The sequence below is a fragment of the Modestobacter versicolor genome (genome assembly GCF_014195485.1).
Lineage (GTDB): Bacteria > Actinomycetota > Actinomycetes > Mycobacteriales > Geodermatophilaceae > Modestobacter > Modestobacter versicolor.
Genome location: NZ_JACIBU010000001.1, coordinates 633,792 through 653,834 on the forward strand (window position 1 = coordinate 633,792; position 20,043 = coordinate 653,834).

Below are 20,043 nucleotides of genomic sequence, written 5' to 3' on the forward strand. Positions count from 1 at the left end.
GCTCTCGGTCCCGCAACTCAAAGGGAAGTGACAACGGTGCCACGATCCAAGCGCGCGTTCGGAGCCCTCGGTGCGATCGTCCTGACGGCCTCGCTGGCCGCGTGCGGGAGCGACGACGACGGCGGTGGTGACGCCGCCGCCACCGGTTCCGCCGGCGGCAGCTCCGCCGCGGACGAGGCCCAGCTGACCTTCGTCGGCTACGGCGGCGACGGCCAGGACGCGATGATCAAGGACTGGCAGGAGCCCTACACCGCCGAGAACTCCGGTGTCACCTTCGTCAACACCTCGCCGCCGGACGTCGCGCAGGTCAAGGCGCAGGTCGAGGCGGGGGCGGTCTCCTGGGACGTCGTCGCCGTCGCGCCGGCGGCCGCGCAGCAGAACTGCGGCACGCTGTTCGAGGAGATCGACTACTCCGGTGTCCCGGAGGCCGACCTGGTCGAGCAGGCGGTCGGCGAGTGCTACGTCGGCGGGTTCATCAACTCCACGCCGCTGGCCTACCGCACCGACGCCTTCCCGGACCCGAGCAAGGCCCCGAAGACCGTCGCGGACTTCTTCGACACGGAGGAGTTCCCCGGCCAGCGGGGTTTCGTGACCAACGTGCAGAACGGCATCCTCGAGTACCCGCTGCTGGCCGACGGCGTGGCGCCCGACGAGCTGTACCCGCTGGACGTCGACCGGGCGCTGGAGAAGCTGGACTCGATCCGCGACGACACGACCTTCGCCCCCAACGTCGGCGCGCTGCAGCAGGCGGTCGGCTCCGGCCAGGTCGACATGTTCTTCCTGCCCGACTCGCGGCTGGTGCCGCTGCTGGACCAGGGCACCGACATCACCGTGGTCTGGGACCAGACCGTCACCACGCTGAGCGCCTTCGCGGTGCCGAAGGGCGCGCCGAATGCCGCGGCCGCCGGGCGGTTCGTCTCCTCGCTCACCAGCCCGACCGCCTCTGCCGCGATCTCCGAGGACCTGGGCACCGCGCCGGTCAACACCAGCGCCGAGCCGCAGCTCTCGGAGAACCAGAAGGCGGTCGAGGTGTACGGGCCGGTGAACGAGGGCGAGACCGTCATGCAGGACGTCGACTGGTACGCCGACAACTACAACGACGTCACCGCCCAGCTGACGAACTGGCTGGCCGGCTGACCTCTCCTCCGGGCGGGTGGCGTCGCGTCCCCGGAGTCCTCCAGGCGAACTAGTCTTCGCGCATGGCGAACTCCGAGGACGCGACGTCGACCGCCGACATCCGCGCCGTCGCCCGCGTCGGCCAGATCTGCGCCCTGTTCGGCCCGGGGGTCGTCGAGCTGTCGGCGGCGGACATCGCCGACGCGACCGGGCTCAACCGGACGACGGCCTACCGCTACTGCGCCTCCATGGCGGCGGCCGGGATCCTGGAGCGGGGGGTCCGGCGGGGGACCTTCGCGCTGGGCCGGCTGATGCTCGAGCTGGGCATCCAGGCGCTGGGGCGCCAGCGGATCGTGGAGATCGCCGGGCCGCACCTGCAACGGCTGCGGACGGCGGTGCGGATGACGGCGGTGCTCAGCATCCGCGGGGCCAACGGCCCGGTCGTGGCGCTGGCCGAGGAGGACACCAGCCGGGTCGTGGTGGTGACCGTGCACCCCGGGACGAAGCTCGACCCGACCGCGGCCCAGTCGCAGCTGATGCTCGCCTACGGCGACGCCGCCGCGATGGAGGCGGCCACGGCCGGGCTGCCGGCGGCGCAGCGGGCACGCCTGGAGACCGACGTCTACTCCGCCCGGCGGCAGGGCTACAGCGTGGTCTGGAACGACAGCACGTACGCCGTGGCCGCCCCGGTGTTCGACGACAAGGGGCTGGTGGCGACCGTGGCACTGCTCGGTGCCGGCGAGCTCGACCTCGAGCAGACCCTGGAGCAGCTGCTGGCGACCGCCGACGCGCTCAGCGCCGAGCTCGGGCACGCGAGGGACTCCTCGCCCCGCGTCGTCGGCTGACCGATCGACCTGCGCGACGCGCGCGGACAGGAGAGAGCTCGATGACCCCGGACCCGACGGGCCCCGCCGACGCAGCGGTCCGGCAGGAGCTGTTCGACCTCGTCCGGCGCGAGCGCTTCGCCCGTGACCAGCGGCGGTTCGCCGTGATGGCCGACTGCTTCCACGAGAACGCCTGGGTGCGCACCACCTGGTACGACGGCGTCGGGGGGCAGGCCTACGTCGACTCGACGCGCGACCTGCTGGGCGACGCCCCCGCGGGCCCGTTCTCCGGGAAGCACTGGGTCTTCCCGGCCTTCGCGACCGTGGCCGGCGACCGGGCGACCGTGGAGAGCCCGGCGAAGATCTTCCTGCGGGAGGAGGTCGGCGGCGTCCAGGCCGACGTGCACACCTGCTGCCGGTTCTTCTCCCGGGCGGTGCGGCAGCACGGCCGGTGGCGGCTGCTGACCTTCCACGTCCTGTTCGAGTGGGACGAGCTGCGGCCGGTGGTGCCCGGCCAGGTGCCCGACCTGGACCACGAGCTGCTCGCCACGATCCGCCCGTCGTACCGGTACCTCGGCTACGTCCAGCGGACGCGGGGCGTGGACCTGGACCCCGACCTGCTCGGCGACGACCGGTGGGCCGACCTGGTCGCCTTCCACGAGCGCGAGGACGCCTGGCTGGCCGGCGTCGGGTCGATCGACGACCCGAGGTAGCCCCGGTTCAGGCGGACACGGCGAGGGCCGCGGGCGTGGTGACGCCGACGGTGAGCACGCTGGGCAGCCGGTGCAGCCGGGAGGTGACCAGGTCGATCTCGTGCTCGGTGGCGACCAGGTCGAGGTTGACCGTCCACCGGCCACCGCCGGCCTCCTCGGCCTCGAGCCGGGTGAAGGCGTGCTGGCGTCCCATCAGCATGGTGACGACGCGGTGCAGGCCCGGCGCGTCGGTGACGACGACGCGGACCTTGGCGGGGGTGGTGGCAGGAGCGGGGTGCGCGGGCATGGGGGCCTCCGGGCCGGGTGCGGCCCTGGTCAGCGGGTGAGCGACCTCGACGGGCATGCGCTCGGACCCGCCGGTGCGAGGGTCAGTCGCCGGCGGGCCCGCAGGTAATCAGCTGCCCGGCCACGGGGGCACGGTATCCCTGACGGCGCCCGCCGGACAACCGCCCCGCCGTCCCGTGCCGCCCACCCGGCCCCGGAGATGGCCATCTCCGGGTGGGGGCGGCCGTGCTCCCGGCTGCGGCCGGACCGGGCTCGCGCGGGTGTGACGTGGGCCCACCGGATAGGTTCACCGCGACGGACAGCGGCACGGACGAGGGTGGGCACGGTGGGCAGATCGGTGCTGGTGACCGGTGGGAACCGGGGGATCGGGCTGGCGATCGCGCGGTCGTTCGCGGAGGCCGGTGACTCCGTGGCGGTCACCCACCGCGGCAGCGGCGCACCCGAGGGTCTGTTCGGCGTGCAGTGCGACGTCACCGACGCCGCGGCCGTCGACCGCGCGTTCACCGAGGTCGAGGAGCACCAGGGCCCGGTCGAGGTGCTGGTGAGCAACGCCGGCATCACCCGCGACGGGCTGCTGCTGCGGATGGGCGAGGACGCGTTCACCGACGTCATCGACGCCAACCTCACCGCCGCCTACCGGGTCGCCAAGCGTGCGGCGCCGAAGATGGTGCGCGCCCGCGCCGGCCGGATGGTGTTCATCAGCTCGGTGGTCGGCCTGCTCGGCTCGGCCGGCCAGGTCAACTACGCGGCGAGCAAGTCCGGGCTGGTCGGGCTCGCCCGGTCCATCGCCCGCGAGCTGGGCAGCCGCGGCATCACCGCCAACGTGGTGGCCCCGGGGTTCGTGTCCACCGACATGACCGCGGAGCTGCCCGAGAAGCGGCAGCAGGAGATCCTCGGGCAGGTGCCGCTGGGGCGGTACGCGCAAGCCGAGGAGGTCGCCGGCGTCGTCCGCTTCCTGGCGAGCGACACGGCGGGGTACATCACCGGGGCGGTCGTCCCGGTCGACGGCGGACTGGGGATGGGGCACTGACCATGGCAACCGAGGCAAAGGGCATTCTCGAGGGCAAGAAGATCCTCGTCGCCGGCGTGCTGACCGAGCAGTCGATCGCGTTCTCGGTCGCGCGGATCGCGCAGGAGCAGGGCGCCACCGTCGTCCTGTCGAACTTCGGCCGGGCGCTGTCGCTGTGCCAGCGGATCGCCAAGCGGCTGCCGAAGGAGGCGGCCGTGGTGGAGCTCGACGTGACGAACACCGAGCACCTGGCGACGCTGGCCGACCGGCTGCGCGAGCACGTCGACGGGCTGGACGGCGTCGTCCACTCGATCGGCTTCGCCCCGCAGGAGGCGATGGGCGACGGGTTCACCGAGGTGGCGTGGGAGCACGCCGCGACCGCGTTCCAGGTGTCGACCTGGTCGCTGGCCTCGCTGACCCAGGCCTGCCGCCCGCTGTTCGGCGACACCGCCTCGGTGGTCGGGCTGACCTTCGACGCGACCGTCGCCTGGCCGGTCTACGGCTGGATGGGCGCGGCCAAGGCCGCCCTGGAGTCGACCTCCCGCTACCTGGCCCGCGAGCTGGGCCCGGAGGGCGTGCGGGTGAACCTGGTCGCCGCCGGTCCGCTGCGCACCATGGCGATGAAGTCGATCCCGGGCAGCGCGCAGTTCGAGGAGGCCTGGGAGGGTCGCGCCCCGCTGGGCTGGTCGGTCACCGACACCGAGCCCGCCGGCAAGGCCGTCGCCGCCCTGCTCTCGGACTGGTTCCCGGCCACGACCGGTGAGATCGTGCACGTCGACGGCGGCTTCCACGCCGTGGGGGTATGACGGTCTGGTGACCGACCTCGCTCGCCCCCGGCACCCCCTGCCCGCGGGTGCCTCCATCACCCCACCCGGCCAGCAGCCGAACGAGGACCCCTCGCTCGCCGTGCGCAACAACGGCGGCGTCGCGCCGTCGGCGTCGCCCGCGCCGGCCGGGCGCCGCGAGGCGCTGCTCGTGCTCGGTTTCGGCGGGCCCGAGGGCACCGATGACGTGATGCCGTTCCTGGAGAACGTCACCCGGGGGCGCGGCATCCCGCCCGAGCGGCTGCTCGACGTCGCCGAGCACTACCACCACTTCGGCGGCGTCAGCCCGATCAACGAGCAGAACAAGGCGCTGGTGGCGGCGCTGGAGGGCGAGCTGGCCGCGGCCGGCATCGACGTGCCGGTGTACTGGGGCAACCGCAACTGGGCGCCCTACGTCGAGGACGCCTGGCGGCAGATGGCCGAGGACGGCATCGAGCACGCCTACGTGCTGGCGACGTCGGCCTACGCCTCGTTCTCCGGCTGCCGGCAGTACCACGAGGACGTCGCCCGGGCCCGGGTCGCGCTGGAGTCCGACCCCGCCGCACCGGCCGGCCCGACCGCGGAGAAGCTGCCGCACTACTTCGACGCCCCCGGGTTCGTGCAGGCCAACGCCGACGCGCTCGCCGCCGCGCTGGCCGAGCTGCCGGCGGAGCTGCGCGACACCGCGCGGCTGGTCGCCACCGCGCACAGCATCCCGAACGCGATGGCCGCCGTCGCCGGACCGCAGGGCGGGGCCTACGAGGCGGAGCTGACCCGGGCCGCCCAGCTCGCCGTGGACGCCGCCGCCCCGGGGCGCCCGTTCGACCTGGTGTGGCAGAGCCGCAGCGGGCCGCCGTCGGTGCCGTGGCTGGAGCCCGACGTCAACGACCACCTCCGGGCGCTGGCCGAGCAGGGGGAGAAGGCGGTCGTCGTCTTCCCGGTCGGCTTCATCAGCGACCACCTCGAGGTCATCTGGGACCTGGACAACGAGGCCGAGGAGACCGCCGGCGAGCTCGGCCTCGCGTTCGTCCGCGCCGGCACGGCCGGGACGCACCCGGCGTTCGTCGCGTCGCTGCGGCAGCTGCTCGAGGAGCGCCGGGCCGGGGGAGAGCCGCGCCTGGGCACCAACTGCCCGGCGCACTGCTGCTTCGTGCAGCGCCCGGCCCGCCCGGGAGCCCCCGCCGCCTAGTCGCTGCCCGTTGCACGCGTTCTGCACGCGGTGCACGTGCTGCGGCACGTGCACCGCGCACGAACGGCGTGCGATGCCGCCCGGCTACCGGCGCGGCACCCAGTTGTAGGCGGCGACCGTCGCGTGCCGGACGGCGTCGGCCAGCGGGCGGAGCGCGTCGTCGCGGGCCGCGGCCTGGGCGTGGGTGACGGCGGCCCCCGGCGCGTCGGCCATCGCCAGGTCCAGCACCCGGGACAGCCGCTGCGCCCGGCCGAGCACCGACAGCGCCAGCGGCTCGTGGTCGGCGGGCAGCCCCGGCGCCAGCGTCGTCCGGGCCAGCCCGGCCAGCAGCGTGGGCACCTCCGGGTTCCACCGCGCCAGGTCCAGCGAGACCAGGGTGCGGGCCGCGTCGCCCACCGCGAGGTCGAGCTCGCCGGAGACCGCCCGCAGGCTGCCCTCGACCGGCGGCGGCAGCGGCGGCGTGCCGGTGAGGTCGAACGCCGTCCAGGACACGGCCTCCGGGCCCAGCTCCTCGGGCACCAGGGCGACCCGCCCGCCGACCGCGGCCTGCCCGGACTCCAGCGCCGTGGCGACCAGCGGGGGCAGCGGCGGCAGCCCGCGGGTGTCGCCCGGGACGGGCAGCACCAGCCGCAGCCGCTGCTCGCCGAGGCCGCGCAGCGCGCTCAGCGCCCAGCCGAGCGGCACGGCCTCGTCGGTGCCCGGCAGACCCACCACCCGGTGGGCGGTGTCGCCCAGCAGGGCGTCGAGGGCGGCGTCGTAGGAGGCCCGGCCGGTGAGCCAGGCGGTGGCCCAGACGGCGACGCGGCCGGCGGCGATGTCGTGCACGACTGCCGAGGCTACGACCCCCGCGCCAGCCGGGCGTGCGGGGTCCCGACCCACCGCACCCGGGCAGCTGGACGGCGGCTCATCCGGTCGTCCACGTGCCAGACTGCGGAGCGTGGCTGCCTGGTTGCTCTGGTTGATCGCCGCCGGCCTGTTCGCCGGTGGCGAGGTGGCGAGCCTGGACCTCGTGCTGCTGATGTTCGCCGGCGGCGCCCTGGGCGGGATGACCGTGGCCCTGCTCGGGCTCTCCGTGCCGATCCAGCTGCTGGTGTTCGTGGTGGTCTCCGCCGGGCTGCTGTTCGTCGTCCGGCCGGTCGCGAAGCGGCACCTGCTCGACCGCACCCCCGAGCAGATCGACGGGGTGGCGAGCTACGTCGGGCGCACCGCGGTGGTCAGCCAGCGGGTCGACAACCATGCGGGCCGGGTGCGGATGGGCGACGACGAGTGGTCGGCCCGCACCCAGCTGGACGACGAGGTCTTCGACGTCGGCGCCGAGGTGCGGATCGTGCAGATCGAGGGCCCGATCGCCTACGTCAGCCACTGCTGAGCGCACGGCCGAGCCCACTGGCGAGCCCGCTGCCGGGCCCCGCGTCCGGGTGACCCGTGGCGCGGGGTGGTGACCGCGGGTATCGGACGGTGCAGGATCGGCACCACGCACCACCTCCTAGGAACGGAGCCCTCCCCGTGGAACCCGCCCTGATCGCGCTGATCGTGATCGCCCTGTTCGTGGTCGTCGTCCTGGCCAAGAGCGTGACGATCGTGCCGCAGGCGCAGGCGAAGGTCGTCGAGCGCCTCGGCCGGTACAGCCGCACGCTCTCGCCCGGTCTCGCCCTGCTCGTCCCGTTCGTCGACCGCGTGCGCGCGACGATCGACCTGCGCGAGCAGGTCATCTCCTTCCCGCCGCAGCCGGTGATCACCGCCGACAACCTGCAGGTCGGGATCGACACCGTCGTCTACTTCCAGGTGACCGACCCGCGGCTGGCCGTCTACGGCATCGCGAACTACATCACCGGCATGGAGCAGCTGACGACGACGACGCTGCGCAACGTCGTCGGTGGGCTGAACCTCGAGGGCGCGCTGACCGGCCGGGACGGCATCAACTCCCAGCTGCGCACCGTGCTCGACGGCACCACCGGGCCCTGGGGCCTGCGGGTGGCCCGGGTGGAGATCAAGGCCATCGACCCGCCGCCGTCCATCCAGGACTCGATGGAGAAGCAGATGCGCGCCGACCGCGACAAGCGCGCGGTCATCCTCACCGCCGAGGGGCAGCGGCAGTCGGCGATCACCACCGCCGAGGGCCAGAAGGCCGCCGCGATCCTCTCCGCCGAGGGCAAGAAGCAGGCCGCGATCCTCGACGCCGAGGCCGAGCGGCAGAGCCGGATCCTGCGCGCCGAGGGTGAGCGGGCCGCGCTGTTCCTGCAGGCGCAGGGCCAGGCGAAGTCGATCGAGACGGTCTTCCAGGCCATCCACGACGGCAAGCCCGACCAGGGGCTGCTGGCCTACCAGTACCTGCAGACGCTGCCGAAGATCGCGCAGGGCGACGCCAACAAGATGTGGATCGTCCCCAGCGAGTTCAGCAAGGCGCTGGAGGGGCTGTCCCGGCTCGGTGGCTCGGACGGCGAGAGCCGGTCCTGGCTGGACGTCGACGGCGCCGGCGGCAACGGCGCGGCCGGCAACGGGACGGCGCCCGCCCCGGCGAACGCCCCGGCGTCGGCCCCGGCCACGTCGCTGGACACCAGCAGCTGGTTCGACTCGAACCTGCCGCCGGCCGCCGAGCAGCCCGAGGCCAAGATCTCGCTGTCCAGCATCGGCGTGGAGCCGACGCTGCCCAGCGCGGCACCGCCGCGGCCGTCGCTGTCCCAGGCGACCGAGGAGGTCCGCAGCACGCCCCCGCAGCTCGGCCAGGCCCCCGAGCAGGGGTGACCCAGTGAACGCCAGTGGCCCAGGACCGGTGCGGTCCTGGGCCACTGGCGTTCAGCGTCAGTCCTTGAGCAGGCCCTCGCGGAGCTTGGCCAGCGTCTGGCTGAGCAGCCGGCTGACGTGCATCTGCGAGATGCCGATGTCCGCGGCGATCTGCGACTGGGTCATGTTGCCGAAGAACCGCAGGATCAGGATCCGCCGCTCGCGGGCCGGGATGGTCGCCAGCAGCGGCTGCAGCGACTCGCGGTACTCCACGCCCTCCAGCGCGGCGTCCTCCTCGCCCAGCGTCGCCGCCAGGGTGGGGGAGTCCTCCTCGCCGGAGAGCCGCTCGTCCAGCGAGCTGCTGCGGTAGGCGTTGGCCACCGCCAGGCCCTCGAGGACCTCGGCGCGCGGGATGCCCAGGTGCTCGGCCAGCTCCGACGGGGTCGGGGCGTGACCGTTCTTCTGGGACAGCTCGCTGACCGCCGCGTTCAGCGACAGGTGCAGCTCCTGCAGCCGCCGCGGCACCCGCACCGACCAGCCCTGGTCGCGGAAGTGCCGCTTGATCTCCCCGGTGATGGTGGGGACGGCGAAGGACAGGAACTCGACACCGCGGGTCGGGTCGAACCGGTCGATGGCCGCGATGAGCCCCAGGGTGCCGACCTGCAGCAGGTCGTCGAAGGGCTCGCCGCGGTTGCTGAACCGCCGGGCGAAGTGCCGGACGAGGGGGAGGTGCTCCTCGACCAGGATCTCCCGCAGCCGCTCCCGGCGCGGGTCGCCCTTCTCCAGGGTGGCCAGCTCGGCGAACAGCGGGGCGGTCCGCATCTGCCGGCTGCGGTTCTCCGACACCGGTACCGGGGTGTCCGCGACGGTGTCCGGCGCGACGACGTCGCTCCCCGAGGGGACGGTCATCGGCTGGGTGGGCTCGTCGGCGGGGGACCGGGGGCGGGTGACCTCACCGGCCTTCTGGACGGCGGCGTCGTCGGCGGCCGGGGAGTCCGTGGCTGCCGACCGGGTCACCGCAGTACCGACACGTCGGCGTCGTCGGCCAGGACGTCGCTGGAGCTGTACCGCCGCAGCTTCTTCACCAGCGAGATGCTGGCGGCGGGGGTGGCGTCGCCGTTGCCCGCGGGCACCGTCGCCTGGTCGCTGGGGCCGGCCTCCACGGTGTCGACCAGGGTGTGCAGCACCGCCCAGCCGAAGCCGTCGCGGGGCACGTCGACCCCGGCGGCGGTGGGCACCCAGGCGTCGATCCGCAGGCCCTCGCGGGTGGCCTCGAAGACCACTGTGAGCGAGTCACCCTGGGCGACCGCGGCGAGGGTGGCGCAGGCCTCGTCCACGGCCAGGCGCAGGTCCTCGACCGCGTCCAGGTCGAAGTCCATCCGCATCGCCAGGTCGCCGGCCATCGCCCGCACCGCCGGGAGCTGCGTCGGCGAGGTCGGGACCCGCAGTTCCAGTCGCTCGGCGCGCCGCTCGCCCGTGGGGGCGGCGCCCGTCGTGTCGACCATGCGTCGTTGCTCCTTCGTCGTCCCCGCGCTCCCGGGCGGGAGCGCGGCTGTCCATCTCAGCGCACCCGCCCGCGGCTCCGGTTCGGAGTGCGAGCGACGAACGGCCGCCCCGCGGGTGCCCGGGTCGTGCCCGGTGCCCCCGACGGTAGACCGACCGCCTGGCTGCGTTGCCCGCCGGGCCGCTGCGGCAAACACCGATCCGCCGCCACGTCCGGGTGACCGGGTGCGCGTCCGGGTTTGAGACCACCCGGTCGTGCCCATCCCTTGCGGGTGAGACTCCGCCGTAGTGACGTGCACGCCCCCGGCTGGACCCGGCGCCGGGCAGGACGGGGGTTCGCCTACTACGACGTCGACGGCTCGCTGATCCGCGACGAGCGCGTGGACCGGGTGAAGCAGCTCGCGATCCCGCCGGCCTGGAAGGACGTCTGGATCTGCCCGTGGCCCAACGGGCACATCCAGGCGGTCGGCACCGACGCCGCCGGCCGGCGGCAGTACCGCTACCACGAGCAGTGGCGGCTCAAGCGCGACGCCGCCAAGCACGAGCGGGTGGTGGAGATCGCCCACCAGCTGCCCGACGTCCGGGACGCCGTGCTGGACGCCCTGAGCACCCGCGGCCTCAACCGCGACCGGGTCCTGGCCTGCGGCGTGCGGCTGCTCGACCTCGGCGCCTTCCGGGTCGGCAGCGAGCAGTACGCCGACGACAACGGCACCTTCGGCCTGGCGACGCTGCGTCGGGAGCACGTCGAGGTGCGCGGCGAGCGGGTCTTCTTCCACTACACCGCCAAGGGCGGCATCCAGCGCGAGCTCGAGCTGATCGACAAGCCGACCGCGCTCGTCGTCCGCGAGCTGCTCAAGCGGCCGGCCGACCAGGGCGAGGAGCTGCTGGGCTACCCGCTCGAGGACGGCAGCTGGCACGACGTCACCAGCACGGAGATCAACGCCTACCTCAAGGAGATCAGCGGCGCGGAGATCACCGCCAAGGACTTCCGCACCTGGACGGCGACGGTGATGATGGCCGCCTCGCTGGCCGAGGAGCCCCCGCCCCGCAGCAAGACCGCCCGCACCAAGGTGGTCAAGCAGGCCTACGTGCGGGTGAGCGAGCAGCTGGGCAACACCCCGACGGTGGCCAAGAACAGCTACGTCGACCCGCGGGTGGTCGACCGCTGGGAGCACGGCGAGACCGTGGCCGAGGCGCTCGCCGAGGCGGCCGGCGCACCGGACGACCGCAGTGCCCAGCGGACCCTGGAGCAGGCCGTCTGCCAGATGCTCACCAGCGCCTGACAACGACGACGGGCGCCCCTCCCGGAGGAGGAGCGCCCGTCGTCGACGTGCTGGGTGTTACGCCTTCTCGGCGATGGTGAAGAGGTCGATGAGGCCGGTGACCTCCAGCGGGCGGGTGACGGCGCGGGTGTTGGCCACCAGCCGCAGCCCGACGTCGCGGGAGCGCGCCGACTTCTGGGTCTCCACCAGCACGGCCAGACCGGCCGAGCCGAGGAACTGGACACCGCACAGGTCGATCACCAGCGCGGTCGGCTGCTGCTCGAGCTGGGTGTCCAGCGAGGCCCGCAGGACGGGCGCGGTGAAGGTGTCGACCTCGCCGACGACCGTCACGGTGACCGTGCCGTCGTCGTCGGTGGACGTCGACAGCGTGATCACGTCGTCGAAGGGCGCTTCGTTCGAGTCAGCCGGGGCCGACACGTCGCGCGAGCCTTCGGCGGGTGAGTCGGATGAGGTCACGGACTGCAGCTCCTCTCAGCGGCGTTGCCCGTCGGGCACGCGTTCGCCCGGACAATGTACTGCTGTACGTCGTCCGGTCCGAAGCGGCCCGGGACACGCGGGTTCCGGACCACCCACCCAGGGGACCGGGCGGGCGACGGCTGGCTGCTCAACCGTGGCGCCCAACGTAGTCGCGCCACACTCGGGGCACCACTCCGGCCCGGCGGCCGCGGCGTCGGGCGCCGCGGCCGCACCGCCGTGCGGGTCAGCCGTCGGTGAGGTGCATGGCCCGCTCCTCGGGGCCCTCGCCGCCGGTGGGCTCGTCGCCGCTGGCGATCACGTCGTCGCTGACGCTGTCGGTGAAGGAGTCGGCCTGGTCGGACAGCCCGTCCTGGCTGAGCTGCGGCACCGTCCGGTCGTGGGTCTCCGCGGCCCGGACGTCGTCGGTGGGGTCGAGCCCGGTGTCGGGCACCTCCCGGTCGAGCCGGCCGGACAGCGACTCGCCCTCGGACTGCTCGCGGGCCGTGGTGCCGAAGTCGGTGCTCGCGCCGGAGCGCTCGCCGGGCACCGGCGCGAACTCCGGGTCCTCGGCCATCGACTCGGTGGGGTGGTCGTCGTCGGCGATGTCCGGCACGCCGTCGTCCTCGTAGGAGATGTCGCGGGCGGTCTGGCCGGCCGGGTCGCCGCCCGAGGTGTCGGCGTCCGTCGTGCCGGTGAGGCCGCGCTCGTCGTCGGGGAACTCCGCGTCGTTGAGGGCGGAGTCGCGGGCCGCCTGGTCGGTGTCCAGCTCGTGGGCCTCGGTCATGGTGGTGCCTCCGATCTGCGTGCTGCGGTGGGCGCACGCTCGTCCGTCCGGGAGGACGGGGGAGCCGGTCGGGTGACCGGCGTCGTGGTGTCGCCCTACCCGCCCGCCCCGGCGCCATGCGTGACCCGTCTCCCGCCGGCTCCGGCATGGCGGCCGGTGTACGGGGGTAGCGGCAGACCATGGCGATCACGGACGAGGTCCAGCGGCTCGGCGCACCGGTGCGACGGTGGGCCCGCACGCAGCAGCAGGAGTACACGCAGGGCGAGCCGCGCCCGCTGGCCGCCGACCTCGGGGCGATGGGCGTCTACCTCTCCCTGGTCGGCACCGCCGCGACCGCGATCCGGGTCTCCGGCCGTGAGCTGCCCACCCGCATCCCGCTGGCCGACGCCGTCCTGCTGACCATCGGCACCTTCCGGCTGGCCCGCCGGATCGCCAAGGACCCGGTCACCGCACCGCTGCGGGCCCCGTTCGTGAGCTACCAGGGCACGTCCGGCGAGGCGGAGGTGGCCGAGGAGGTGCGCGAGCACGGCGGTGTGAAGCACGCGGTGGGGGAGCTGCTCACCTGCCCGTTCTGCATGGCGCAGTGGGTCGGCACCGGCTTCGTGCTCGGCTACGTCACCGCGCCGCGGGCCACCCGGCTCGCCGCGCTGACGATGACCATGGTCGCCGGCTCCGACGTCCTGCAGTTCGTCTACGACGCCATCCAGAACGGCGCCCTGAAGCCGGGCGGCGGGGACGAGGCGGGCGGCCCCACCGGCCAGGGGGTCTGAGCAGCCGACCACTCACCCTCCGTGGTCGGCGGCGGCGGTCCCAGGCCGCTGCGCCGGTCACCCCTCCGGGTGGCCGACCACGCTGCGTGGCCGTCTCGCGCTGCCGGAGGAGGCCTCCAGCGCCTATCCTGCGATCTTGACGAGACGGGTGTCGCGGGACCCCGGGGCCAGGAGGTAGGCGTGCGGTCGATCTGGAAGGGCGCGGTCTCCTTCGGCCTGGTCAGCATCGGGGTGAAGCTGTACTCGGCGACCGAGGACCACGACATCCGCTTCCACCAGGTGCACAAGACCGACGGTGGCCGGGTCAAGTACAAGCGGGTCTGCTCGGTCGACGGCGAAGAGGTCGAGTACAACGACATCGCCAAGGGCTACGAGCTGCCCGACGGCCAGCTGGTCGTGCTGACCGACGAGGACTTCGACCAGCTCCCGCTCGGCACCACGCACGAGATCGAGGTGCTCCAGTTCGTCGACCAGGAGCAGATCGACCCGATCCACTTCGAGAAGACCTACTACCTGGAGCCCGACGGGGTGGCCACCCGCCCCTACGTGCTGCTGCGCACCGCGCTGGAGAACGCCGGCCAGGTGGCGATCACCAAGATCGCCATCCGGCAGCGCGAGTCGCTGGCGGCGCTGCGGGTGCGCGAGGGCGTGCTGGTGCTGCACACCATGCGCTGGCCCGACGAGATCCGCCGTCCCGGCTTCGGCTTCCTCGACGAGGAGGTCCCGGTGCGGCCGCAGGAGCTCGCCATGGCCGAGTCGCTGATCTCCACGATGGCCGGCGACTTCGACGCCTCGGCCTTCACCGACGACTACCGCGAGGCGATGCAGGCGCTGCTGGAGGCCAAGCAGTCCGGCGGTGAGGTGCAGCAGGCGCCCGACGCCGTCGACGACGGCGGTGGCGCGGTGGTCGACCTGATGAGCGCGCTGCGCCGCAGCGTCGAGCGGGCCGGCGGCAGTGCTCCGGCCGGCGGGGACGACTCCGCCGACGATGACGAGGACTCCGCCGCCGACGCCGCGCCGGCGAAGAAGACCGCCGCCCGCAAGCCGGCGAAGAAGGCGACCACCGCGGCGACGAAGGCGCCGGCCAAGAAGGCGCCGGCGAAGAAGGCCGCCGCCGCGAAGGCCGACGACGAGCCGGCCAAGCCGGCCAAGCGCGCCTCCCGCGCCCGCAAGACCGCCTGACGCCGGGTGGCCGCGCCCGACCCGCTCGCCACCTACCGGGCCAAGCGGGACCCTGCCCGCACCGCCGAGCCGGTCCCGCCGCCGGACCAGCCGCTGCCCGCCGGGAACGGCGACACCTTCGTCGTCCACGAGCACCACACCCCCCGGGGTCGCACCGGGGAGCGGGTGCACTGGGACCTCCGCCTGGAGCGCGACGGCGTGCTCAAGAGCTGGGCGGTGCCCAAGGGCCCGCCGACCCAGCCGGGGCTCAACCGGCTCGCCGTCCCGACCGAGGACCACCCGCTGGAGTACGCCTCGTTCTCGGGCACGATCACCGCCGGCGAGTACGGCGGCGGCCGGGTGAGCATCTGGGACGCCGGCCGCTACGCCGCCGAGAAGTGGGACGACGACCACGTCACGGTCTCCTTCGACGGTCGCCGGCTGACCGGCCGCTACGTGCTGTTCCGGTTGCCCGACCGCACCTGGAACGTGCGCAAGCTGGACGCCGACCCGGTCGTCGACGAGCCGGTCGCCGGGGTGCCGGAGGACCTGCCGCCGATGCTCGCCGCGATCGGCGAGCTGCCGCGCAGGGACGACCTGCGCTGGGGCTACGAGTTCAAGTGGGACGGCGTCCGCGCGCTCGCTCACGTGCGGGCGGGGAGGGTGCGGCTGCGGGCCCGCAGCGGCAACGACGTCACGGCCAGCTACCCCGAGCTGCACCGGCTGCCCGAGGCGCTCGCCGGGCACGACGCCGTGGTCGACGGCGAGGTGGTCGCGATGGACGGCCGCGGGCGACCGGACTTCGGGCTGCTGCAGGGCCGGATGCACCGCACCGGGCCCGAGGTCGCCCGGATGGCCGCGGCCGCGCCGGTCACCTACCTCGTGTTCGACCTGCTGGCGCTGGACGGCGAGAGCCTGCTCGGGCTGCCCTACACCGCCCGGCGCGAGCGGCTGGACGCCCTCGGGCTGGTCTCGGACCGCTGGGTCACCACGCCCTGGTTCCGCGGCGACGCCCCCGGCGTGGGCGACCAGGTGCAGGCCGCCAGCCTGGAGAACGGTCTGGAGGGCGTGGTCGCCAAGCGGCTGGACTCGCCCTACCGGCCCGGTGGCCGCGGCCCGGACTGGCGCAAGGTCAAGAACATCCGCGCCCAGTCGGTCGTCGTCGGCGGCTGGCGGCCCGGGGCCGGGCGGCGGGCCGGGGGCATCGGCTCGCTGCTGCTCGGCGTGCACGACGACCGCGGCCGGTTCGTCTTCGCCGGGCACGTCGGCACCGGCTTCACCGCCCGGGCGCTCGCCGAGCTCGAACCGCTGCTCACCCCGCGTTCGTCGTCCCCGTTCGCCGACGCGCTGCCCCGCGAGGTCACCCGGGACGCGCACTGGGTCGAGCCGCTGCTGGTGGGGGAGGTCGCCTACACCGAGTGGACCCGCGAGGGCCGGCTCCGGCACCCCTCGTGGCGCGGCCTGCGCGACGACCTCCCGCCCGCCCAGGTGGTGGTCGAGCCATGAGGCAACGCGTGCACATCGAGGGCCGGCAGCTCGAGGTCTCCAACCTGGACAAGGTGCTGTTCCCGGAGGTCTCGTTCACCAAGGCGCAGGTCATCGACTACTACGTGCGGATCGCGCCGGTGCTGCTGCCGCACGTCGCGCACCGCCCGGTCACCTTCACCCGCTGGCCGAACGGGGTCGACGGGCAGGCGTTCTTCGAGAAGAACAACGCGCGGCACGCCCCGGAGTGGGTGCGCACGGTGACCGTCCCCTCGCCGGGCAGCTCCCGCGGCCGGGAGACGCTGGACATGGTGCTGCTCAGCGCCGTCCCGGACCTGGTCTGGTCGGCGAACCTGGCCGCGCTCGAGGTGCACGTGCCCCAGTGGCAGGTCGACGACGACGGCGCGGCGCAGCTGCCCGACCTGCTCGTGCTCGACCTGGACCCGGGGCCGGGCACCGGCGTCGTCGAGTGCGCCGCGGTGGCGCACCGGCTGCGGGAGCGGCTGCTCGCCGACGGGCTGGACCCGGTGGTGAAGACGTCGGGCTCCAAGGGGCTGCAGGTGTACGCGCCGATCAGCTGCGCGGACAAGGACCACCCCAGCCGGTACGCCAAGGGGCTGGCCCAGGCACTCACCGGGGAGACCCCCGAGGACGTCGTCTGGCGGATGGAGAAGGCGCTGCGCCCGGGCAAGGTGCTGGTCGACTGGAGCCAGAACAACACCGCGAAGACGACGGTCGCCCCGTACTCGCTGCGCGCCCGCCCGCTGGCCACGGTGTCCACGCCGCTGCTGTGGGACGAGGTCGACGAGCTGCGCGACGGCGGCGACCCGGAGCAGGTCCGCTTCCGCACCGACGACGTCCTGGCCCGGGTCGAGGAGCACGGCGACCTGTTCGACGTCAGCGACCGGCACCGCGCCGCCCTCCCCGGCTGACCCGTCCCGCGCCGCCCCTGCCCCTCGCCCCGGAGATGGCCATCTCCGGCCTCCTCCCGGAGGGCGGAGATGGCCATCCCCGCCCTGGGGTGGACGGCGGGTCCGACCGCAGGGCGATGTGCGCGGACGCCGGGAGGCGGCACGCTCGACGCCATGATCGACACCGCGCCCGCCCCCGCAGAAGTCACACAGACCGCACCGCGCTGGTGGCTGCCGGTCGTCGTGCTCCTGCTGGGCGCCGGCGGGGGAGTGCTCACCGAGTGGCTGCAGGGCGTGCTCGACGACCCGTGGGCCGCCTGGGCGAACTCGGTGGCGGCCTGGTGCCTGCCCGCCTTCGCCGTGGGCGCCCTGGCCGGCCGGGTGCGAGTCGCCGTGGTGGCCGCGGTCGCCACCGAGCTGCTGCTGGTCGGCTCCTACTACGTCTCCCAGTACGCCCAGCTGCTGCCGGTCGACGGGGTCACGGTCGCCGGCTGGCTGGTCGCCGGCGTGCTGGCCGGGGTGGTGTTCGGGGTGGCCGGGCACTGGTGGCGCGCCGGGGAGCCGCGGACCGCGGTCGCGGGGGCCGCGCTGATGAGCGGTGCGGTGGTGGGGGAGGGGCTCTACCGGGCGGTGGCCTTCCCCTGGCAGGGCAGCTCCGGCGCGGTGATGGCCGCGGCGGGCGTCGTCCTGGCGGTGCTGCTCGGCCGCACGTGGCGGCAGCGGCTGACCGTGCTCGGGCTGCTGGCCGCCGTCGTCCCGCTGGCCTGGCTCGGCACCGTGGTCGTGGACGCCGCCTTCGCCACCTGGTGAGCCCGCCGGACGCCCGGAGTTCACCCGCTCTTGATTTGACTGACTCAAGACAACAGGGTTGAGTGGTCGGCGATGGAGACGGCCTGGGACGAGCAGCTGCGGCACGCGGGGCTCCGCGTCACGCGGCCCCGGCTCTCCGTGCTGGGGGTGCTCGCGCAGCACCCCCACGTCGACGCCGACACCATCGCCACCGCCGCGCGCACCGTGCACCCGTCGATCTCGCCGCAGGCGGTCTACGGGGTGCTCAAGGCGCTGGTCGGTGGCGGCCTCGCCCGCCGCATCGAGCCGGCCGGAGGGCCGGCGCTGTACGAGCTGCGGGTCGGCGACAACCACCACCACCTGGTCTGCCGGGAGTGCGGGTCGGTCGCCGACGTCGACTGCGTGGTGGGGGCGGCGCCGTGCCTGGCCCCCTCCGACGCGGCCGGCTTCGAGGTGGACGAGGCGGAGGTCGTCTTCTGGGGGCTCTGCGGCGACTGCCAGGTCGCCCGCAGGAAGCACGGCAACCAGCACCAGCAGTGAGATCCGAAGAGGAGTGGGCACATGACCGACGTCGCATCGCAGGGCCCGGCAGCCAGTGAGGCTGACCGCGCCGTCCTGACCAACCGTCAGGGCCATCCGGTCTACGACAACCAGAACCAGCGCACCGTGGGTGCCCGTGGCCCGGCCACGCTGGAGAACTACCAGTTCCTCGAGAAGATCAGCCACTTCGACCGCGAGCGCATCCCGGAGCGCGTGGTGCACGCCCGCGGCTTCGTGGCCTACGGCGAGTTCGAGGCCACCGGCACGTGGGGCGACGAGCCGATCGAGCGCTACACCCGCGCCAAGCTGTTCAACACCCCGGGCAAGAAGACCGACCTGGCGATCCGCTTCTCCACCGTCATCGGCGGCCGGGACTCCTCCGAGGCGGCGCGCGACCCGCGCGGCTTCGCGGTGAAGTTCTACACCGAGGACGGCAACTGGGACATCGTCGGCAACAACCTCGCGGTGTTCTTCATCCGCGACGCGATCAAGTTCCCCGACGTCATCCACTCGCTGAAGCCGGACCCGATCACCTTCCGCCAGGAGCCGGCCCGGATCTTCGACTTCATGTCGCAGACCCCCGAGGCCATGCACATGCTGGTCAACCTGTTCTCGCCGCGCGGCATCCCCGCCGACTACCGGCACATGCAGGGCTTCGGCGTGAACACCTACAAGTGGGTCAACGCCCAGGGCGAGACCAAGCTGGTCAAGTACCACTGGCTGCCCAAGCAGGGCGTCAAGAGCCTGACCGAGGCCGACGCCGCGGTCATCCAGGGCCAGGACCTCGGCCACGCCTCGAAGGACCTCTACGAGGCCATCGAGCGCGGCGACTTCCCGCAGTGGGACCTCTACGTCCAGCTGATGGACGACGGCGAGCACCCCGAGCTCGACTTCGACCCGCTCGACGACACCAAGGTGTGGCCGGAGAACGAGTTCGAGCCGAAGCTCGTCGGGACGATGACGCTGAACCGCAACGTCAGCGACCACCACAACGAGAACGAGCAGAGCGCGTTCGGCACCGGTGTGCTCGTCGACGGGATGGACTTCTCCGACGACAAGATGCTGGTCGGGCGCACGTTCTCCTACTCCGACGCGCAGCGCTACCGGGTGGGCCCGAACTACCTGCAGCTGCCGGTGAACTCGGCCAAGAACGCCGCGGTGCACACCAACCAGCGCGGCGGGCAGATGTCCTTCGGCGTGGACCTGGGCCCGGGCCAGAACCCGCACGTGAACTACGAGCCGTCGATCACCGGCGGCCTGCGCGAGGCCGAGTACCCCACGCACGACGAGCAGGGGCCGGAGATCACCGGGCGGCTCACCCGCAAGCGGATCCCGCTGACCAACGACTACACGCAGGCCGGTCAGCGGTACCAGCTCATGGAGCAGTGGGAGAAGGACGACCTGGTCGCCAACTTCGTGGAGCTGATCGGGCAGGCCGTGCCCGAGGTGCAGCAGCGCATGGTGTGGCACTTCTTCATGTGCGACGACGAGCTCGGCGCCCGCGTCGGCGAGGGCCTGGGCATCAGCGCGGACGACGTCCGCGGCCTGGAGCCGCTGCAGACGCAGACGCTGTCCGCCGACGAGCTGCAGCGCGCGGCCAACCTCGGCAAGAACGGCCCGCGCGACGTCACCGGCCTGACGATGACGCACACCGTGCCGAACGAGCGCGTCGTCCTCGCGAAGTGACCGACCGCGGCT

The 20,043-nt window shown here is 73.6% G+C and carries 22 protein-coding genes; 16 read left to right on the forward strand and 6 right to left on the reverse strand.

Features of this window, described 5'->3' with window-relative positions; translation table 11 throughout:
* Positions 1-36: 36 nt before the first annotated feature.
* The 3 genes from FHX36_RS03005 to FHX36_RS03015 all read left to right on the forward strand — a co-directional run bounded on the left by FHX36_RS03005 (position 37) and on the right by FHX36_RS03015 (position 2,653).
* The gene (locus FHX36_RS03005; protein ID WP_181428625.1) at positions 37-1,137 is read left to right on the forward strand and encodes an extracellular solute-binding protein; all 1,101 of its coding nucleotides are present in this window, start codon (positions 37-39) and stop codon (positions 1,135-1,137) included.
* Between the two features lie 62 nt (positions 1,138-1,199).
* On the forward strand, positions 1,200-1,961 hold the full coding sequence (locus FHX36_RS03010) for an IclR family transcriptional regulator (RefSeq protein WP_110550772.1): 762 nt from the start codon (positions 1,200-1,202) through the stop codon (positions 1,959-1,961).
* Between the two features lie 41 nt (positions 1,962-2,002).
* Entirely contained in the window at positions 2,003-2,653 is a 651-nt protein-coding gene (locus tag FHX36_RS03015) for a nuclear transport factor 2 family protein (RefSeq protein ID WP_110550773.1), read from the forward strand.
* Positions 2,654-2,660: 7 nt separating this feature from the next.
* On the opposite strand, the gene FHX36_RS03020 is transcribed toward FHX36_RS03015, so the two are convergent.
* Complete coding sequence (locus FHX36_RS03020; protein WP_146251510.1) at positions 2,661-2,939, reverse strand: hypothetical protein; 279 nt, start codon at positions 2,937-2,939, stop codon at positions 2,661-2,663.
* A 324-nt stretch (positions 2,940-3,263) separates the two neighbouring features.
* Here FHX36_RS03020 and fabG point away from each other — a divergent pair, with 324 nt between their 5' ends.
* From fabG to FHX36_RS03035, 3 genes are read left to right on the forward strand one after another with little or no spacing between them, the layout of a single operon-like run.
* Positions 3,264-3,968 (forward strand): beta-ketoacyl-ACP reductase, encoded by a 705-nt coding sequence (gene fabG, locus FHX36_RS03025; RefSeq protein ID WP_110550803.1) that lies wholly within the window; start codon positions 3,264-3,266, stop codon positions 3,966-3,968.
* Positions 3,969-3,970: 2 nt separating this feature from the next.
* On the forward strand, positions 3,971-4,753 hold the full coding sequence (gene fabI, locus FHX36_RS03030; RefSeq protein ID WP_110550775.1) for an enoyl-ACP reductase FabI: 783 nt from the start codon (positions 3,971-3,973) through the stop codon (positions 4,751-4,753).
* A 7-nt stretch (positions 4,754-4,760) separates the two neighbouring features.
* Positions 4,761-5,939, forward strand: a complete 1,179-nt coding sequence (locus tag FHX36_RS03035; RefSeq protein WP_110550776.1) for a ferrochelatase — start codon at positions 4,761-4,763, stop codon at positions 5,937-5,939.
* A gap of 84 nt (positions 5,940-6,023) precedes the next feature.
* Here FHX36_RS03035 and FHX36_RS03040 read toward each other — a convergent pair whose 3' ends face one another.
* Positions 6,024-6,764 carry a hypothetical protein gene (locus FHX36_RS03040; protein ID WP_110550777.1) on the reverse strand — a complete coding sequence of 247 codons (741 nt, stop codon included), beginning with the start codon at positions 6,762-6,764 and terminating at the stop codon, positions 6,024-6,026.
* A 112-nt stretch (positions 6,765-6,876) separates the two neighbouring features.
* Here FHX36_RS03040 and FHX36_RS03045 point away from each other — a divergent pair, with 112 nt between their 5' ends.
* Together FHX36_RS03045 and FHX36_RS03050 are read left to right on the forward strand one after the other, a co-directional pair.
* Positions 6,877-7,308: an NfeD family protein gene (locus FHX36_RS03045; protein ID WP_110550778.1), complete on the forward strand. Its 432-nt coding sequence runs from the start codon at positions 6,877-6,879 to the stop codon at positions 7,306-7,308.
* Positions 7,309-7,445: 137 nt separating this feature from the next.
* Positions 7,446-8,684, forward strand: coding sequence for an SPFH domain-containing protein (locus FHX36_RS03050; protein ID WP_110550779.1), 1,239 nt, complete (start codon positions 7,446-7,448; stop codon positions 8,682-8,684).
* A gap of 57 nt (positions 8,685-8,741) precedes the next feature.
* On the opposite strand, the gene FHX36_RS03055 is transcribed toward FHX36_RS03050, so the two are convergent.
* Positions 8,742-9,680 carry an RNA polymerase sigma factor SigF gene (locus FHX36_RS03055; protein WP_110550780.1) on the reverse strand — a complete coding sequence of 313 codons (939 nt, stop codon included), beginning with the start codon at positions 9,678-9,680 and terminating at the stop codon, positions 8,742-8,744.
* Positions 9,677-10,168: an ATP-binding protein gene (locus FHX36_RS03060; protein WP_110550781.1), complete on the reverse strand. Its 492-nt coding sequence runs from the start codon at positions 10,166-10,168 to the stop codon at positions 9,677-9,679. The genes FHX36_RS03055 and FHX36_RS03060 overlap by 4 nt, the downstream gene beginning before the upstream one ends.
* 291 nt (positions 10,169-10,459) lie before the next feature.
* On the opposite strand from FHX36_RS03060, the gene FHX36_RS03065 reads away from it, so the two are divergent.
* Positions 10,460-11,449: a DNA topoisomerase IB gene (locus FHX36_RS03065; protein WP_110550782.1), complete on the forward strand. Its 990-nt coding sequence runs from the start codon at positions 10,460-10,462 to the stop codon at positions 11,447-11,449.
* 57 nt (positions 11,450-11,506) lie between these two features.
* Here the strand turns inward: FHX36_RS03065 and FHX36_RS03070 are convergent, their stop codons facing one another.
* Complete coding sequence (locus FHX36_RS03070) at positions 11,507-11,866, reverse strand: STAS domain-containing protein (RefSeq protein WP_110550804.1); 360 nt, start codon at positions 11,864-11,866, stop codon at positions 11,507-11,509.
* 283 nt (positions 11,867-12,149) lie between these two features.
* A complete protein-coding gene (locus tag FHX36_RS03075; protein ID WP_110550783.1) occupies positions 12,150-12,689 on the reverse strand; it encodes a hypothetical protein in 540 nt (179 codons plus the stop codon).
* 179 nt (positions 12,690-12,868) lie between these two features.
* Between FHX36_RS03075 and FHX36_RS03080 the strand changes: the two genes are divergently transcribed.
* The 7 genes from FHX36_RS03080 (at position 12,869) to FHX36_RS03110 (ending at position 20,031) form a co-directional block, all read left to right on the forward strand.
* Entirely contained in the window at positions 12,869-13,459 is a 591-nt protein-coding gene (locus FHX36_RS03080; protein WP_110550784.1) for a DUF1360 domain-containing protein, read from the forward strand.
* Between the two features lie 180 nt (positions 13,460-13,639).
* Positions 13,640-14,641, forward strand: a complete 1,002-nt coding sequence (gene ku / locus FHX36_RS03085; RefSeq protein WP_110550785.1) for a non-homologous end joining protein Ku — start codon at positions 13,640-13,642, stop codon at positions 14,639-14,641.
* A 6-nt stretch (positions 14,642-14,647) separates the two neighbouring features.
* On the forward strand, positions 14,648-16,126 hold the full coding sequence (gene ligD, locus FHX36_RS03090; protein WP_110550786.1) for a non-homologous end-joining DNA ligase: 1,479 nt from the start codon (positions 14,648-14,650) through the stop codon (positions 16,124-16,126).
* The gene (gene ligD, locus FHX36_RS03095) at positions 16,123-17,037 is read left to right on the forward strand and encodes a non-homologous end-joining DNA ligase (RefSeq protein WP_110550787.1); all 915 of its coding nucleotides are present in this window, start codon (positions 16,123-16,125) and stop codon (positions 17,035-17,037) included. Before ligD (FHX36_RS03090) ends, ligD (FHX36_RS03095) begins: the two co-directional genes overlap by 4 nt.
* Positions 17,038-17,190: 153 nt before the next feature.
* On the forward strand, positions 17,191-17,826 hold the full coding sequence (locus FHX36_RS03100) for a DUF6518 family protein (RefSeq protein WP_110550788.1): 636 nt from the start codon (positions 17,191-17,193) through the stop codon (positions 17,824-17,826).
* A gap of 72 nt (positions 17,827-17,898) precedes the next feature.
* The gene (locus tag FHX36_RS03105) at positions 17,899-18,345 is read left to right on the forward strand and encodes a Fur family transcriptional regulator (protein WP_110550789.1); all 447 of its coding nucleotides are present in this window, start codon (positions 17,899-17,901) and stop codon (positions 18,343-18,345) included.
* Between the two features lie 21 nt (positions 18,346-18,366).
* Entirely contained in the window at positions 18,367-20,031 is a 1,665-nt protein-coding gene (locus tag FHX36_RS03110; protein ID WP_110550790.1) for a catalase, read from the forward strand.
* Positions 20,032-20,043 lie beyond the last annotated feature (12 nt).